Annotated in this window: 14 protein-coding genes; 8 read left to right on the top strand and 6 right to left on the bottom strand. The window is 52.2% G+C overall.

All coding sequences use genetic code 11. From position 1 onward, the window contains the following. The first annotated feature begins 84 nt into the window (after positions 1 to 84). The 3 genes from CA13_RS28765 to CA13_RS28755 all read left to right on the top strand — a co-directional run bounded on the left by CA13_RS28765 (position 85) and on the right by CA13_RS28755 (position 4404). The gene (locus tag CA13_RS28765; RefSeq protein ID WP_146402532.1) at positions 85 to 2133 is read left to right on the top strand and encodes a beta-L-arabinofuranosidase domain-containing protein; all 2049 of its coding nucleotides are present in this window, start codon (positions 85 to 87) and stop codon (positions 2131 to 2133) included. 17 nt (positions 2134 to 2150) lie between these two features. After that, on the top strand, positions 2151 to 3614 hold the full coding sequence (locus CA13_RS28760; protein WP_419194956.1) for a sulfatase family protein: 1464 nt from the start codon (positions 2151 to 2153) through the stop codon (positions 3612 to 3614). 523 nt (positions 3615 to 4137) lie between these two features. Beyond that, complete coding sequence (locus tag CA13_RS28755; RefSeq protein WP_146402528.1) at positions 4138 to 4404, top strand: hypothetical protein; 267 nt, start codon at positions 4138 to 4140, stop codon at positions 4402 to 4404. Here CA13_RS28755 and CA13_RS28750 read toward each other — a convergent pair. Next, complete coding sequence (locus tag CA13_RS28750; RefSeq protein WP_419194955.1) at positions 4358 to 5581, bottom strand: hypothetical protein; 1224 nt, start codon at positions 5579 to 5581, stop codon at positions 4358 to 4360. The genes CA13_RS28755 and CA13_RS28750 overlap by 47 nt on opposite strands. A gap of 544 nt (positions 5582 to 6125) precedes the next feature. Here CA13_RS28750 and CA13_RS28745 point away from each other — a divergent pair. After that, positions 6126 to 6434 (top strand): hypothetical protein, encoded by a 309-nt coding sequence (locus CA13_RS28745; protein ID WP_146402526.1) that lies wholly within the window; start codon positions 6126 to 6128, stop codon positions 6432 to 6434. Between the two features lie 446 nt (positions 6435 to 6880). After that, entirely contained in the window at positions 6881 to 7756 is an 876-nt protein-coding gene (locus CA13_RS28740) for a hypothetical protein (protein WP_146402524.1), read from the top strand. A 189-nt stretch (positions 7757 to 7945) separates the two neighbouring features. Here CA13_RS28740 and hflC read toward each other — a convergent pair whose 3' ends face one another. Together hflC and hflK are read right to left on the bottom strand one after the other, a co-directional pair. Next, positions 7946 to 9094: a protease modulator HflC gene (gene hflC / locus CA13_RS28735; RefSeq protein WP_473087503.1), complete on the bottom strand. Its 1149-nt coding sequence runs from the start codon at positions 9092 to 9094 to the stop codon at positions 7946 to 7948. Then, a complete protein-coding gene (gene hflK / locus CA13_RS28730; protein ID WP_146402522.1) occupies positions 9091 to 10095 on the bottom strand; it encodes an FtsH protease activity modulator HflK in 1005 nt (334 codons plus the stop codon). Before hflK ends, hflC begins: the two co-directional genes overlap by 4 nt. Before the next feature lie 486 nt (positions 10096 to 10581). On the opposite strand from hflK, the gene CA13_RS28725 reads away from it, so the two are divergent. Continuing rightward, a complete protein-coding gene (locus CA13_RS28725; RefSeq protein WP_146402520.1) occupies positions 10582 to 10857 on the top strand; it encodes a hypothetical protein in 276 nt (91 codons plus the stop codon). 171 nt (positions 10858 to 11028) lie between these two features. On the opposite strand, the gene CA13_RS28720 is transcribed toward CA13_RS28725, so the two are convergent. The 3 genes from CA13_RS28720 to CA13_RS28710 all read right to left on the bottom strand — a co-directional run bounded on the left by CA13_RS28720 (position 11029) and on the right by CA13_RS28710 (position 12875). Then, on the bottom strand, positions 11029 to 11373 hold the full coding sequence (locus tag CA13_RS28720; RefSeq protein ID WP_146402518.1) for a low molecular weight protein tyrosine phosphatase family protein: 345 nt from the start codon (positions 11371 to 11373) through the stop codon (positions 11029 to 11031). A gap of 170 nt (positions 11374 to 11543) precedes the next feature. After that, complete coding sequence (locus tag CA13_RS28715; protein WP_146402517.1) at positions 11544 to 11924, bottom strand: hypothetical protein; 381 nt, start codon at positions 11922 to 11924, stop codon at positions 11544 to 11546. Between the two features lie 33 nt (positions 11925 to 11957). Next, a complete protein-coding gene (locus CA13_RS28710) occupies positions 11958 to 12875 on the bottom strand; it encodes a hypothetical protein (RefSeq protein WP_146402515.1) in 918 nt (305 codons plus the stop codon). 1374 nt (positions 12876 to 14249) lie between these two features. Here CA13_RS28710 and CA13_RS28700 point away from each other — a divergent pair. Both CA13_RS28700 and CA13_RS28695 read left to right on the top strand, forming a co-directional pair. Continuing rightward, entirely contained in the window at positions 14250 to 15356 is a 1107-nt protein-coding gene (locus tag CA13_RS28700) for a tetratricopeptide repeat protein (RefSeq protein ID WP_146402513.1), read from the top strand. A 361-nt stretch (positions 15357 to 15717) separates the two neighbouring features. Continuing rightward, entirely contained in the window at positions 15718 to 16377 is a 660-nt protein-coding gene (locus CA13_RS28695) for an FKBP-type peptidyl-prolyl cis-trans isomerase (RefSeq protein WP_473087502.1), read from the top strand. The last annotated feature ends 243 nt before the right edge of the window (positions 16378 to 16620 follow it).

Here is a 16620-nt window from a genome sequence, read left to right as displayed (position 1 = left end):
AACCACCGACTCATGGAACTCATACGCTCCACGATCGCTACAATGGTGTGGACACCTTTGAAGCTCAATAGAAAGTCAACTTGAATGATGCTGCAATTATCGATATCGGTAGGGCTATTTGTACTAGTGTCGGCGCCAGTACTCGCTGAAACAAATGCAGTCGTCCGATTCAATCGACCACCGTTGATCGAAAAGGCTTACGCTGAATTGCCATTAGGGACGGTTAAGCCCAATGGTTGGCTGAAGCAACAACTTCAAACGATGGCTGATGGACTGACCGGCAACCTAGATGAGGTGTACGAACCCGTATGTGGGGACCGCAATGCCTGGTTGGGTGGGGATGGCGACACGTGGGAACGCGGGCCTTATTGGATCGACGGGCTCTATCCGCTGGCCAAGTTGCTTGACGATAAAGACCTTGAAGCCAAGGCGATGCGTTGGATCGAGTGGACACTTTCGAACCAGCGACCGGGCGGACAGATCGGCCCGTATGAACTAAAGGACAAAGATCGAACCACTGTACCGCCAACCGGTGCACAAATCGCGGATCCCGACGACTGGTGGCCGCGGATGGTGATGCTGAAAATTCTGCAGCAGCACTACATGGCGACAGGCGACCATCGAGCACTCGATTGCATGTTGCGTTACGCGCGTTTTCAACATGCCGAACTGAAATCACGACCGTTGTACGACCCTAATAATTCGGACAGTGGTTCTTGGTGGGCAGGACGACGCGGTGGCGACAACGTGATGAGCGTCTATTGGCTCTACAACGTAACGGGGGAAGAGTTCTTACTGGAGTTGGCAGACCTGCTCATACAGCAAACGTATCCGTGGGTTGATGACTTCCAAACGGGGGCAAAACTGAGACTGTTTCGATACGGCGCGCACCATGGCGCCGGTGATGCTTACCACTGCGTCAATCTGGGGCATGCATTGAAGTACCCTTTAGTTTTCGGCCAGCGCGATGGCATTGAACAGTCGCTCGCGGTCACGATGAAGGCCCTTGACGACATTCGCACCCATCATGGTCAGCCACATGGTTTGTGGGGCGGCGATGAAGGGATGCACGGCACGGATCCGACTCGCGGTAGTGAATTTTGCACGATTTCCGAAACATTGTTTTCGCTGGAGAAGAATTTCGAGATCTCGGGCGACGTGCGTTTTGCTGACATGCTTGAGCGAGTTGCCTTCAACGCACTGCCAACACAAGCCACCGATGACTTCACGGCGCGACAATACTTTCAGCAGGCCAATCAAATTTCCTGCACTTACAGTCCTCACAAATTCACCAACCACGCCTATGACTCGAACCTTTTCGGTTTGACGAACGGTTATCCTTGTTGCACCTGCAACATGCATCAGGCATGGCCCAAGTTTGCCGCTCACTTGTGGATGGCCTCGCGCGACGGTGGACTCGCAACGATGGCTTACGCGCCGTGCCGCGTCACGACGACGGTGAACGACGCAGCCAAGGTGACGATCGTCGAAGAAACGGACTACCCCTTCCGCGATACCGTTCGCTTTACGGTCAGTACCATCAAGCCGACTCGCTTTCCGCTGCATCTGCGCATCCCGGCTTGGTGTGAAAACGCGTCCATTGAGATCAACGGCCAGAAAACGTTATCGCCCAAGGCTAGCACCATGGCGGTGCTCGACCGTGTTTGGAAAGCGGACGATACCGTGACGTTGCGGTTGCCAATGCAGGTCCGGTTCGAGCGTGGTCATGAAAACTGCGCCAGTGTTTTGCTTGGCCCCTTGGTCTTCGCATTGAAAATGGACGAGCAATGGACACAGCGCAAAGGCGGCGATGAGGTTCGTACCGAAACGCTATGGAACTTGTCGCTGTTTGAAAAAGACATCGTCTCCGGAATGGAGGTAGCAACTCGAAAGTTCGTTGTCGTCGATAGTGATAAACCGTTAGCCAGCAACCCGTGGAACCTGAAAAACGCACCGCTCATGATCAAGGCTTACGGTGTTCCAAATCCGCTATGGGCTCGCTATCACGACGAAGCTGGTCCATTGCCGTGGAGCCCTGCGTCGTTTCCGAAAGGCGAAAAGCCGCAACCCATCACGTTGGTTCCCTATGGATGCACCACGCTGCGCATCAGTGCGTTTCCAACGGTCCTTTGAATACATCAACCCCAATCATGGATACGATGCAACAAAAGTTTGTCCTTTCCCTTTTCTTCTCACTCACTTGTCTAGCGACGGCGGTTGCGGAAGAAAAGCCACGCCCCAATTTCATCTTCTTCATTACCGATGATATCTCCTCGGAAGATGTGGGAACCTATGGAGGTCCTGTACCTACGCCCAATCTCGACCAGCTAGCCGCTACGGGAATGACATTTGAGAACGCCTATGTAACGGCCAGCAGTTGCAGCCCAAGCCGATGCAGCATCCTCACGAGTCGCTATCCGCATAACACGGGAGCACCCGAATTGCACACGCCACTTCCTCGCGATCAGTGGAAATTTCCGGGGCGACTGCGGCGTGAAGGATACTACACGGTACTGAGCGGCAAGAATCACATGACCTACGACGGAAAGTCGGACGACGAGTCTCGACTCGTCGATGCCTTCGATCAAATCTATCCCGGCGGCAAACCCAGTGGTTCGAAAGATTGGATCGACATATTGAACAACCGGCCGAACGACCAACCGTTCTTCTGCCTGTTTGCCTCCCATGACGCGCACCGCGACTGGCAGTTCACAGAGAACGCCCCGCCGTTCCTACTCAAAGATGTTGTGGTGCCGCCTTACCTTTGCGATGGCCCCATGACTCGCCGCGATTTTCTAGGGTACTATCACGAAGTAGCACGAACCGACTTTTATCTCGGCCTGTTGCTGGAGGAACTCAAAAAGCAAGGCATCGACCAGCACACTTATGTGATCTTCACCAGCGATAACGGGAAACCATTTCCTCGAGCCAAGACGCGGCTTTACGATTCCGGTGCAAAAGTGCCACTCGTCATTTCCGGACCGGGCATTGCCGCGGGCAAACGCTCAAAGTCGCTGGTAAGTCTGATTGATATTGGCCCGACAGTGCTGGAATTGGCGAACGTATCCATTCCAAAACAGTTTCAAGGCGTCAGTCTGGTTCCGACCCTGAGTGATCCGGAACTCACCGTCCGTGATTATGTTTTTGCAGAACACAATTGGCACACGTACCCTGCCAACGAACGAATGGTGCGATTTGCCGACTGGGTGTATATCCGCAACCACAATCACCAAGATCAGAATCTTTGCGCCGAGTCGGCAGACAAGTTTCCTGCTGGCAAAGAGTTATGGGATGCGGAAGCCAACGGATTGCTAGAACCGCAACAGCGTGACATCTTCCTTCAACCTCGCCCCTTTGAAGAATTTTATAACGTTCAATCAGACCCGAATCAGTTCAACAATCTCGTCGACTCGCCAGAATGTGCCGCGATCCTTGAAGAACTTCGCGATGTGATGGACGCGTGGTGCGAGCAAACAGGCGACACGATTCCAAGTCGACCAACCACGGCCATCGGGCATATCACTCCGGAAAAACGGGGCGAGCTTCCGGGCGTTTCGGCCGATGCGTCGCACCTTCTGAACGCGGGTCCCATACGGCGAACGGTGAAGCGATGAACTTGTACCGAACACCGTTGAATGTTTCTCCTGGCGATGCTTCACCAAGTGTGTTGCCGCGTTGGCGACGCAATTCTTCGCCGACAGATCCCATGCCGCCGATCGTCCATCGAACACCATCGTGGTGTTTATCGACGATCTCGGCTGGTCGGACCTAGGCTATTTCGGCATTGATCGTGTTTTGCTCTGACAATGGTCCCGAGCCAAAGACGTGCGATCCAGCGACAAAACCGTTGCGGGTCTGCAAAGCGACACTCTATAAAAATGGCATTCGTTCTCCTCCAATTGTTTGACGCCCGTGCATTTTGCAAGAAAAATCGGGCACGCGAGACACGTAGACCGTACTTGCCGCCTTCGACTTGGCTCCGTCGCTTTCAAGGCCAGCCGGATCTAGCCCATCGGCAAAGCATTCATTCGACGGCAAAGACATGCTGGATGCGATTCTGGGTAACGCTTCGCTCGTGCAAAGCCACTCTACTTCTCTCGAACGCCGCATATCAAAGACTTCGGCAACGAAAATGGTTTGCACGACCTAGCAACTCAGAAAGACGACTGGAAGTTATTGCCCGACTACGACGGTGGACGCCCCCAACAAAATAACTTCACCAAGGCCCCCCGCGAGTCACGAAGCGATGTCGACCTTGAACCCGAGCTGACCAAAGAGTTTGAAGAACAATTGATTCGCTGGTACGAAGAGATCCTGCCATCAAACGTCACGTCAACATATAATTTCCAGAAGGGTTTCAGTTGCCTTTTCGCTGCTCAGGTGCAATGGCCTGGTTTCCACTAAGCCACTGCTCGATCGCCACAAGTGCTGGCTTCGGAATTCGGTTGGCAGCAAGAGGAAAACCGCCGTAGAAGGCTTGCACGCGAGCACCAGCGGCGAACATCGCTTTGATCTCGCTTAGGCATTCAGCGGTGTCATTGAAGTAGACACGGCCGCCAAGATTAAAATAGGACTCGACAACACCGAAGTGGACGTCGTGATTGCCGTTGGCAGCACGGACTTGGCGTACAGTTTCAGCCAGATCGAACTTAGCGCCACCACGATTGTCCATCGTAAAACCAGGCGTCGAGTACGGGTTAACCGCTGTCCAAATCGGTGGACGAATCGTGGTTGCGTTCTGGACGGATGCAAGTGCCACGATATGGGTAAAGACTCGATCGGCTGTGATGCCTTGATCGCAACATGCCTTTGCCATCGTCTCCATGAAATCGTGCAGAGATTCGTAGCAGAGCTGTTGAAATTTCACGTCACGTGTGATTCCCTCCTGCTTAGCAGCCAATCTCAATCGCTCCTCGTTCCACCCGCGCCAATGCAGTGAGGCGTAACCAAGCTGTTTGCCGACAAAATCCCGGTCCATCTCGACGCCACGCGCCGAACGTGGGTACTCAGCACGCACGACACCGCCAGCGAGTTCGATTGAGCGGAGCATTGCGGGATCGCCAAAATTTGGGAAGTGAGCCTCCCAGCCAATGTTGATGCCCGCAAACAGGTACTCACGACCATCACGCTGCCATTTCCGTAAACGGCTGGCCACAGGTAATAACACTCCTTCGTCGAGCTGCGATGTCGCAAAGGTGACAAACGTTGGGGATCCGAAAGCCGCTACGGCCGGTGCCGGTGAACACCAAGGGCCCCAGTGCAACCATGGACGAGGCACCCGTTCTTGAAGCTGATCGCCATTGGGGAATCGATCCCACTCACGCATCTCCGGATGCTGCCAGAATTTCGCCGACGGTGCATCTTCTTGCTTTTTCTCACTGTCCGCGCCCCACCCGTAGCAAGAATCAACGTGCAAAAACACCGGAATGCCAGTGCGTTCCGCTAGATCCAATGCCTGATTCACATCTCGCCGCACAACATCTGTCGAACGCGATAGGATGCGAAGTTGCTGAACGCCATAGGCAATCATGCGATCGGAGGACGCAGATACGGGACCGAACCGTTCGGATAAAGCGCTCATATTCTTGCAAACATCAGGACCGGGTCCTTGGTCAGGTCCGCCACCCTCAAGTACGACGTATTGAATTGGATTTGGTTCACCCGGCGGCTTTGAATAAACAGCAGATGGCACCCATAATCCAAAAATCAACAAGCCGAAAAAAGCAGCATTCAGAAAACGTGGACAATGGTTATGCATTTCATCGACTTGATTATGCGTTTCCGTTTGGTGCGGGCTAGTGCGATCATTATCACTGTCGCCGAGCAGTATCTCAAGCTGTCCAAAAACAAAGCGTTCGGACGGGTTTCCCCTTGTTCACTGTTCGTAGCAGTGCATTCCTATTTGTCCTCGCGATTACATCGCGGTTAGCAACATCGGATAGAACGAAAGAGTCGTGAAAACCCGTGGGGAAACAAAAGTCAGGTGAGCATTTAACACTTCCGAAAGTCGACTTTGAAACCTTTTCGAACCTCACATCGCAGCCGAACCGATGTGCTAATTACGTCGGCAATGTTTCCCCCGTGGTTCTCCCCAGACCGGCGAAAAGGCTGTTTCGCTCACATGATTGGCCACGCAGCTTTACTTCTCGCTTCACACCAATGATCGTCTCGGCTTTTCCGAGACGCCGACGAAATTCGTTCTGCAACCGTGGCAGTTGATGCTGATCATTCTTGCCATTTGGATCAATCAACCACAAAAGGTCATTGAGTACCTTCGCACCGAAAATGCCATTCTCAAAGAGCAGCTCGGCAAGAAGCGGATCTTGCTTTCCGATGACCAGCGACGTCGTTTGGCAGTCAAAGGAAAACTCATTGGCCGCAAACAGCTCGAGCAGGCTGGGACGCTGTTCACACCGGACACAATCCTGCGCTGACACCATCAGTTGGTGACCAATAAGTGGGACTACTCCGATCGAAAAAAGAAGAGACCGGGTCGGCCAATGATCCGCCGAGTGATCGTTGATTTAACAGTGACGAATCGGTTGGTAAACGATTGCAGAGCGAGTTCGGTTTGGCACGCTTTCTTGCGACCACCGTCCAAGCTAGGCTCGATCTCGACCCAAAACCTGACCTGACCTGACCTGATCTGATCTGATCTAATCTGATCTGATCTGATCTGATCTGATCTGATCTGATCTGATCTGATCTGATCTGAGGACGTAAACTCCGAATTCATCCGCCAAAAATGTTCGGTTCCATTTTTCATCCCACGGCACTGACGGGAACGCTTAAAGTATAACGAAACGAAATCGACCCTGCGTTATCGATTGAAGCCCATCCGATTCATTCATCCTTCTTCGCCCTCACTTTTGATCACAAAATGGCTATTTGTTTGCTCCAAAAACTACTTGGTAAACGATCATCGCGGACGTGGCTCTCGATCCTTTTCATAGCGACGCTGCCGATTAGTTCAGTGAGGGCAGAGCCTAACGAAATCGAAGCGGAAAGCTGGCGAAGCGAGCAATTGGCCATCGTTGCCAAAAAGATTCAAGATGCCGATTCAGATGACGAGCGTCTGGAGTTCGTTGCAAGACAAGCTTGGCTTCGTCGATGGAAACCCGGGCAAATGGCTCCAGCGTTAACACGTTCAAAGCTCAAACCGGGGCTGGTCGAGGAGCCGTTGCTTGAAAAGTTAAAACGGCCAACAGACGTCGCCCCGAATGCTTGGCAACAAATGACATCCTCTCAGACTGAATTGATTGCGATTGATACCGACGAGGATCGCAAGGAAAACTTACGCACTATCATCGGATCGGCGAGGCAGCTTGAAAACGTGCTGTCCGAGCAGCTTCCGTCTGAGTCGCAGCAGCTACCCGCATCAACAGCTTGGGTCCTCGCCTACACTCGCTACCGGCTTGGACGAGCGTTGGCGTATCGCGAATTACCGAGCGTGCAAGAGCGATGGCCGATCTCAAATCCAGTTCACTATCAGGAACAACTTTTCGCTGTCTATCAACGACTGATCGACCAAACGAATCGAGTTCGTCCCGAGTTCATTTTGCTCGAGGATCGGATATTGCGGCGATCCGGCAAAAAAGGGCGAGCATTGGAATTACTTGAGGCACATCGGGAATCGATTGAACCGAAATGGTACCTCAAGAAACGGCGCGATTTGCTACAAGAACTTGGATGGGAACCACCTTACAAAGAAGCGGCCCGACTCTACGTGGAGGCAGGCTACGGTAACGAATTGTGACCAATTACGGTTCAGGCGAACTCGCCGAACCAACCCGTGGCCCCCGAGAGTAAAATCGAATTTGTCGTTTCAAACAAACTCAGTCGAAACGGGTATTGTGACATTCTATCGACGCCATAATCGCAATTAACCGAACGAGCCCAGCGCGTCGTCTAGGTGCTTGACTCGTTGCCAGCTTCATCCTTTCTTCTAACCACCCGTTTCGGTTTCAACTTTTTCATTGGCAGCCGCGTCGTCAACAGCCTGATTGGCGTCAGCAGCGTTTTCGACTTCAGCGTTCTCGGCTTCAGCGTTCTCCTTCGCCGCAGCAGCGGCGTCGTCAGCAGCTTTCTTGGCGTTAGCGTCGTGCTCCGCTTTTTTCATAGCAGCAGCGTCGTCGTTGGGCTGTTCGACATTCTTGAGGAATTTAAAGATATCGCTTCCAGTGGTGAGTATCAGTGTGCTCTCTTGATCGAGCATATCTTGGTACGACTCCATCGTCATAATAAATTCATAGAAGGCGACCGATTCGTGGCTTTGGTTGTAAGCTTTGGCGTAGATTTCTGTCGCCTTTGCGTCCGCAACCCCGTGAATTTCCTGGACCTTTTTGTAGGCTTCGGACTCAATGCTCAGTAAGTCACGTTCGCTCTTGCCCATGATCTTTGCCGCTTCACCGGCGCCCTCACTGCGAAAGCGTTCCGCGATCTGCTGTCGTTCACTGATCATGCGTTCGAAAATACGTTTACGAACACTCTCGTTGTAATTGATTCGCTTGAAGCGGACGTCAAGCAATTCGATCCCGAAATCGGTGAGCTTGGCGGCGGCCTTTCCGAAAATCTCAGCTTCGATTTTTGCTCGGCCCATCGCGATGGGATAAAGCATGCCGATGTTGCCTGGCGCGTCGACCAAAGTCGCGTCGCGATCGGGCTGGCGATCCTTCGTGGTCCGAATGACTTCGATGAGTTCGTGTTTGGCGATGGCATTGCGGGTTTCACTGCCGAGAATATCATCCAAGCGAGATTGGGCACTACGCTCGTCTCGTAATCGCAAAAAGAATTGTTTAGCGTCCTTGATTCGCCATCGCCCGAATGTATCGACCACGATGTAGGTCTTGTCCTTGGTCGGCATCTCGTTGGGGCGACCGTCCCACTCCATAATTCGCTTCTCGATACGAGTCACTTCTTGGATGAAGGGGATCTTGAAATGTAGCCCTGCATCGCTGATCGGTTCACCAACGGGTTTGCCGAACTGTGTGATGATGATCTGTTCGGTTTCGGACACGGTGTACGCGCCGCTTAATCCGAAGATGGCCACCAATGCCAGGACAATGATCACAATTGGGATAGAAGCACGTTTCATCGTTGGCCCCCTTGGGTTTCCGTTGACAGTTGCAGCAGTGGCAAGATTTGACTGGCCTCTTCGTCGATGATGATCTTCTTACCTAAGTTGGGAACAACCTCTTGCATCGTTTCGATGTAGATGCGTCGTTTGGTCACCTCTGGGGCTTTCAGGAACTCGGTTAACACAGCATTGAAGCGAGACACATCACCAGCGGCTTCGTTGACGCGTTTGAGTGCGTACCCCTCGGCAGCTTGAATCTTCTGTTCGGCTTCACCACTGGCGCGAGGTACAACTTTGTTGTATTCGCCGTTGGCGACGTTGATCATTTTTTCCCGTTCCTGCTGGGCTTGGTTGACTTCGTTGAACGATGGTTGAACCGGCAAAGGCGGATTGACATTCTTTAGTTGGACCTGATCGATGCTCAAACCAAGCCTGTACTTGTTCACCACTTCTTGCAGCTGGGTCAGAGCGTCCGCTTCGATCTCTTGCCGTCCCACAGTGATGACTTCGTCTACGGTGCGATCCCCGACCACGGTACGCATCACCGATTCCGAAATGTCGCGTAGCGTATCGCCAGGGTTGTGCACCTCGAATAGAAATAATTGCGGTTCCCGAATTCGATACTGGATGATCCATTCCACCGTCGCAGCATTGAGATCCCCCGTGACCATGCTACGCTCTTCTTCCTGCTCGGACGAAAACTGCGTCGCGTCCAGGGCGCCCTCGGTGCCAAAACCGAATTCCTGTTTCAGCTGACGCTTTACGGGAACGACGGAAACCCGATCAATGCCGAAAGGAATCTTGAATCGCAAACCTGGGTCCACCGTTTTGACATACTTACCAAACCGGAGAACGACTCCCTGCGATTCTGCTTGGACCGTGTAGATAGACGTGTAGGCGAAAATGACCAGCAGCATGATGGGAACTCCATATAGGAGAAAAGGACGAAATTCCTCGATTCTCCCCCAATCAATGTTTCGCCAATCAATGTCTCGTCGGTGGTCGCGTTCAAAATTCATCTGGTTGATCGATTGTGACAAAGGATTTGCCGCTGCGTCGCATCGAGACGCGGAAAATCATCGCAAGATGACTCGTGACACGTCGGTACGCTCGGCATGGTCTGGGTGATACCCCCCCCGACCTGTGACAAGTCGGATTACGAGCTTTAGTATAGTCCGATTCCATTTACCAGAGTAACTTTCCCGTTTGCACCACCAAGAACCGGTTTCGCTCGCGGTTACGGATCGAGGCCGACAAACGGATAAGCGTCACCTCGCGTCGAACTGCCGCGTTCCTTTCCCGCGTTCCTGTGCGGTGCTGCCAACTGTGGATCAAAAGGGCTTGGACCAAAAAGGTGTCCCCTGTTCCGCTGCAAAGAGGAGAAACATGGCCATCCATGGGGGCGCCAAGTGATCGTTGGTTTGAACGTGAAGTTAGCCAAAGAGAATCCCACCTGGGGTTTCGATCGTATTCAAGGTGAGTAATCTAAAGTCGGCGACAAGATCGTGGACACCACAGTCGGCAACAACATGAAGGCCAACGGCATTGAGCCCGCTCGATCACGGAAACATCCTGGATCGTGGGAAACGTTTCTTAAAGCCCACTGGGACGTGACAGCCGCAGTTGATTTTACAAACGTCGAAGCCTGGACCAAGGTCGGCCTAACCACTTTCTATCTGCTGTTTGTCAGGGAGCTGAAAACACGCCGCGTCAACTTTCCTCACCTGCACTACCAATCCGAACGAGACGTGGATAAAGACGATTGGGTTAGTGCTGCGTAGTGCGATCGTTTTTGATCACTTTTTGCCCCTGCCGCTCTGTCTGGAATCAATCTCGACCGAGAATCGGATCCCATCTGCCCGCGCAACTACGGATTTCACCATCCGAAACGGTAGATCCATTTTTTTGACCGCGCGGGCCCAGTCGCGGGAACTCGACATGGGTACTGAGCATCAGCTCGATAGTAGCTTTTCAATGATCGGCTCCACTGCCGATCGGACCAAAGTCACCAATTCGTCATCCATGAATTGGTAGTCGTCGGGGATGTCTAGCACATAAACGGGCATCAATTCAGATTCGCCTGGAAAGTCGGCCAAGATTCGCTTTCGGTGCTTGTCTTCCATCACCAAAATCGCGTCCGCCCATGCGATGTCGCTCGATCGAAGCGTTTGCACCGCCGACCGCACGGTTCCTCGCGAGCGAACCGAGACCCGATCATCGTTCCGATAAATCGCTTCGGCCGATGGGCTACGCCATTGGTTCTTACTACAAACGAAGATGATATTTGGACGCCTCATGACGAAGCGTTCCGAGAGGCGGCGAGCAATCGGCCCAACATGGCGGCAATGTTCCACGCATCGTCCGCAAATAAGCGGATACAAAAAAGAGGTTCGGGAGTACTTAGACGCCGCCCCTTTCCATTTATCTTCACGAGCATATTGAGCGGTATCCTGAAATAGGCAGCCGATCAATCATGGGTTTGGTCTTTTGGATCAATTGGCTTTCGTTCATCGAAATACTTAACAAGCAACCGCTCGGACCGGAACCCGGCGATCAAGGCGTTTGCAAAGTAGCCCATTGCCGCGTAAAGGTGCATCCCGAATGTAACTCCCACAAGAAAAGCAACGACTAGGAATATATTGTTGATGTTGACGCCACGAGTATTGTTCAGATTGAGATCACGAACAAAAGTGAATAGGACCACAAAAAATGCGACCATCGAGGCGATAAGAAGAGTGAACACGATTAGTAAGATAACCCGCCAACGATCCCAAAACGCCAGCTTTCTCGCGACGGATTCAACATAGTCCGAATCCGTATTCTTCTTGCCGATCAAGTTGTGCAGCATGTCAGTGATAAGATGTTTGCGTGATTTTTGAAATCATAAATTTGCCGCGTCCAAGGCCTGCTGGAGATCCTGATCGGTTTGCGGACCATTGGCGGGAATCAGTACAAGTCGCAGATTGAACTGTTTGTATACTTTCTGGAATTCACTCAAATTCTCAGTGTCATCAAACGCAATAACGCAAGGATCACGCCGGCCAAAATAGCCGCAGAAATAGCACTCATCGGCAATTTGCTGGCCCACGTAGTCGTCTCTCACGCACAACAAGATCCCCAAGCTGCGTTTGTGAGTTCGGTTGTATGCTCGTATTTCCGCGATCTGCTGCCGCAACGTGGGGATTCCGAGTTCGCAGAGTTCCTCACTGGTGAAATCCGAGGGTGAGGTCTTCTCCGAAGCAACACCTTGTTGTCGAAGTTGTTCCTGAAACCATGCTTCAAAATCCTTACCAAGCTTGTGTGCGTGCGAGGCGTGTTGCTTACCAATAATGACATCAAGCCGAATCAAGTCAACCGCATTGTCCGTAAGATCCGAACCGATAATCCGTTTGGGATGATTCGTCTCTGCAATCTCAATTTCAGGAATCATAATTCCTTTTGAACGAGACCGCATCACCTCCGTCGCACGTTCATCCTCGTCAGAAATTTTGGCATCTAAAATCGCTGACAATGCGTCTTTCTCAGCTTTTTCCGCCTGATCAAGTTCCGTCCGATAGGTCGCTGCGACTTTGCGGCTCGTGTCTAGCAGGTAGTGCCGGATTTCAAAAAACGCCGTTCCCGACTCAAAATCCTGCTGATCTATCGCGATCGTTTCTAAGCGAAGCAAGACTCGTTCGACACTGCCGATTGTTAAACCGTACATCAATCGATTGGAATTGGCGAGATGCAATCCGACGCCAGCGAACGCGCGTAAGTGCCGAATGTCTTGCCCAATCGGTAACCGATGCGATCGGCTCAAAATGTCACTGCCCAAGTCACGAAGCGATGACGATGAAACTGCGCCCCAGGGGAGGCGGTTTCGCCAGGGTCAGGCTTGGTTTTCGGTGATCAAGTCAAGTTTGTTTGCAACATCTTTAAGGGGCTGCAAGTATTCTTTCGATGCGGGCATTCGCCGAGTTGCTCAGCGAATGAGGTTAGACGAGCGGGTCGTTGTGTCCATCCTCAGCGAAGACACCACGTCGTCCATCGCCGCACGTGACGACATGATAGTGACCCCAAGAAACTGTACGCGAGGATGTCCGTTCGCGGCGACCATCAGAAGAATACAAGAAACGAATGTCGCCTCTAAATATTTGCTCATCGATAATGATAAACTAAGCCTGCCCCCGCCATCGCTGCCCCAAGTTGAAGGTGATAACAAATGTTTGGGCATGTGCCACCAGTATTGGGCAAGCGATGACGCAAACCAAAGACAACGGTGAGTGCTACGTGGAGGTTCGGTATTTTCTGATCAGCCCACCGGCGAGGGTCAACAATCGAATCGCGACGATCCTTTAAACAGGCAACCCAAACGAAAAATGGTCATGGACATCGCGCAGGTCGTTGAACCCCTTGGCATGGTCGGCATTTCCATTCAGATACACTGAGCCACGCTCTGAGATGATTACATAATCTGATTTCCAAGGCCCTTCAAATTCGGCGATCGTTTCAGGACGAATTGCATCGCCGTCCAGTCGAGCGTTGCTATTCTCAGGTGTACTCGGATTGTAGCTGAAGTGCTTCGGTGAGCGATGGAGTTCGAGTGGGAGAAATCAACGTGTGCAAATAAGCACAGTGCCGGTGCGACGTGTGTGCACGAAAAGGGATGGGTGAACGAATCTTTGTTGCCGGCATTGCGGTGGTAAACAACAACCTTCAGCCGGGCTGTCGCTTAGGCGCGCCTTTGCGCTCGGGCAAACGATGCACTGGAATACCATTTGCAATCCGTCACAGCGTTTTGACGTAATCAAACTCGGGCTTTGATAAATGCTGCAAGGATTCAGTTTGTGCTCAGTCATGATCACCGCCTCCCGCAACGAGATAGTGGGCTCCCCAAAAGGAGTTAACGCAAATATTCACCCGTATGATCTGGGGCCCTCATGCTCGGACCAGAAAGCTCGGAATGAGCATGGTTATTTGAACGTCATTGCTTGGAATCGTCATCGCCTCGTCGATCATGGAAAACCCGTTGGCGAACCATGCGATTTCGCGTCGTGCGAAACAAAGTTTCAAGCAGCGACGGCAGCGAACATAAACAAGAATCCGGAGTGGTCACGCTTGAATGACGTACCGCGGCAAGTCTTAGTGAGTCTTACATCAGAAGCTCCACCTCGAAAAAACAGCTGGAAATCCAATGAGTGACTTAGCAGCAATCTTGATCGTGCTTTTCGTTATTTTTCTTCCAATTGTCTTGCTTTCCTATGCCATTTTGTGGTTCTTTTCGCGATCGTCTACTCGCAAGATTCCTGATGAGGAGCATCTACTATGTCGAATAAAAACCTCGCTGGCGACACCGGAAGGTGATTGTCGATCCTTCAGCACGACCAAGATCTCCGTGACCGACAAGGCAATCTATTTGGGACGACAGCGAATCGCAGTGGGGTCGATTGTCGATGTGAAGCGAACGGCATCGGTGTTGAGGGTCTTCCACAGCGGGAGCAAGCGTGTCTTAGCAATGTGGCCGGGAAAACGCAAAGGGAAAAAACTCGAACAAGCGATTAACAGCGCGCTTGCCCTACATAGGTTAGATGACAAACTGGAGAAGTATCACGCAAATGGACTTGACGCCGACATCCGTGTTCATGACTGTCCTTTTTGCAAACTGCCAACGGATTTGACTCCCTTCCCACCGGCACCTCAAGTGTATTGCCCCTACTGCAAGGAAATCAGTAACGCGGCAACGGAGGCTGAGAAAGGCCATCATCATCGAGAAGGGTTTTGTGATCTTTGTGGCCATTATCTGAAAATAGAAACGTACTCGACGGTGTTCCTGATGTTTTTGCTTATTATGGTTTGGGCACAATCGAACACTTTCGATAGCTGTAGCGAGTGCGGTCGACGACGGGCCTGCATCGAGTTCTGGAAATGCCTGATACTTGGAACGTTTACTGCACCCATTGGCATGATCATCAATGGCTATGCTTACTGCAGAACGCTGTTTGCTGCCCGCGCAAATCCTGCTAACCGTCTGGTCCACAAACGGCAGTACAATTCTGCTTTGGATGAATACGCACAGCTCGTGGCTCAGAACCCCAAAAAAAAGGCGGGGCTGCTAAATAACATTGGAATCATCCATGCGAACATGGGCAAATTCGATTCTTCGATTGCTGTGTTTGAGGAGGCCATTGAGGCATGCCCCAACTGCTTGCCGCTTTACAGCAGGCTCGCAATAGTGCACCAAAAGGCGGGAAATAAAACAGCGGCAGAGCAGGTTGAGGACAGGATCGAAGCTCTCTTTTAACAAAAGGCGATCACTCGCCGCGATGCGGTTTCCATCTCGTTTGGTTCGTCACGGCTGACTATGCAACAGTTCGAGCGCTTCACGGTGGTCCCTGGTTAAGACGGGGCACCTGGACCAAGACGAAGGCAGACGTCGCGTTATCGCTGACGGGCTATCAATGGAGGTCGTATGCAAAGGGACCGGTCGCTGGCAAACGGAGTCGCTCGACGTTCCGGTAGTCAGGTTGAATGCAGATCACGATGGCACGCACATTCGATTGACCGCGACACAATGCCCTCGCCTGACGAGTGAGTTTCGGTGTGAACCTCCGTGTGAGTTTCGGACTGAAAGCAACGCTTGACGAATTATGGACTTTCAAGAGATGCCTGTATTCGCTAAGCTCCCCAACGAAGAATGGAGGCAAGGTTCGCTTCCGATGGGCGTATTGGATGGATGTGGGATGCGAGACTGGAGCGTTGGAACAGCAATGAAAATTTGGTTGCCGTGGTGTCTATTGAGCTTCGTATTCATGGTTCCGGGGTGTCGCTCCACTGCGAAACCCAGCCCAGACATGACACCCAGCCCGGACATTTCTTCAGAGCTGGCAACCTCGGATACCCCAACGGCAACGTGGAAACCATTAACGTTTGTGGACAAGCCTGAACTTCAAGCCGGAACGGGTGCGATGGATGCGGATACCGCGCCGGAGTTTTCAACAACCGATTCAGGATTGAAGTATCGGATTCTGCGAAATACCGACGGCGAAAAGCCAACGGACGCCAGCACGGTAACCGTCAACTATCGCGGCTGGCTCAATAGTGGGAAAGTATTCGACAGCTCTTATGAGCGAGGTGAACCGACAAGCTTTCCCTTGCGGAATGTGATCGATGGTTGGACGGAAGGAATGCAACTCGTTGGTGAGGGCGGCATGATCGAACTTTGGGTACCCTCCAGGCTCGGCTACGGCGAACGCGGTTCCCCGGGCTCCATTCCTGCACACTCGAACCTTCACTTCATCGTCGAACTCGTGAGTGTCAACTAGGCCTGATCGAAACACGTCCCTACCGCGACGGATAGCCGAATAGACTCCCTAATCGACAAACATTCCAAAGCGTGCGGAGTTCCACCACCGTAGCCGTGCGTCACGATCCTGTCGCGTTGCTTGGGCGACAATTCCTGTGTGCTCCTGTGCGAAGGCGTGGTGGTGAAAGTGACCGCAGTCAGTATGCGACCGAAACAGATGTTTGTTCGGAGCGTCTGTGACCTCGCGTTTTCGAAAAGATTA

This window comes from Novipirellula herctigrandis (assembly GCA_007859835.1).
In the GTDB taxonomy this organism is placed as follows: Bacteria; Planctomycetota; Planctomycetia; order Pirellulales; family Pirellulaceae; genus Novipirellula_A; species Novipirellula_A herctigrandis.
The sequence above is the reverse complement of the archived record's forward strand: the minus strand, read 5'-3'. Positions and strand labels throughout refer to the sequence as shown.

Excerpts from the sequence above, each read along its gene's own strand:
- CA13_RS28765 (WP_146402532.1), top strand. The coding sequence starts at position 85 with ATGATGCTGCAATTATCGATATCGGTAGGGCTATTTGTACTAGTGTCG.
- CA13_RS28760 (WP_419194956.1), top strand. The coding sequence starts at position 2,151 with ATGGATACGATGCAACAAAAGTTTGTCCTTTCCCTTTTCTTCTCACTC.
- CA13_RS28750 (WP_419194955.1), bottom strand. The coding sequence starts at position 5,581 with ATGAGCGCTTTATCCGAACGGTTCGGTCCCGTATCTGCGTCCTCCGAT.
- CA13_RS28740 (WP_146402524.1), top strand. The coding sequence starts at position 6,881 with ATGGCTATTTGTTTGCTCCAAAAACTACTTGGTAAACGATCATCGCGG.
- hflC (WP_473087503.1), bottom strand. The coding sequence starts at position 9,094 with ATGAAACGTGCTTCTATCCCAATTGTGATCATTGTCCTGGCATTGGTG.
- hflK (WP_146402522.1), bottom strand. The coding sequence starts at position 10,095 with ATGAATTTTGAACGCGACCACCGACGAGACATTGATTGGCGAAACATT.
- CA13_RS28720 (WP_146402518.1), bottom strand. The coding sequence starts at position 11,373 with ATGAGGCGTCCAAATATCATCTTCGTTTGTAGTAAGAACCAATGGCGT.
- CA13_RS28715 (WP_146402517.1), bottom strand. The coding sequence starts at position 11,924 with ATGCTGCACAACTTGATCGGCAAGAAGAATACGGATTCGGACTATGTT.
- CA13_RS28700 (WP_146402513.1), top strand. The coding sequence starts at position 14,250 with ATGAGTGACTTAGCAGCAATCTTGATCGTGCTTTTCGTTATTTTTCTT.
- CA13_RS28695 (WP_473087502.1), top strand. The coding sequence starts at position 15,718 with ATGCCTGTATTCGCTAAGCTCCCCAACGAAGAATGGAGGCAAGGTTCG.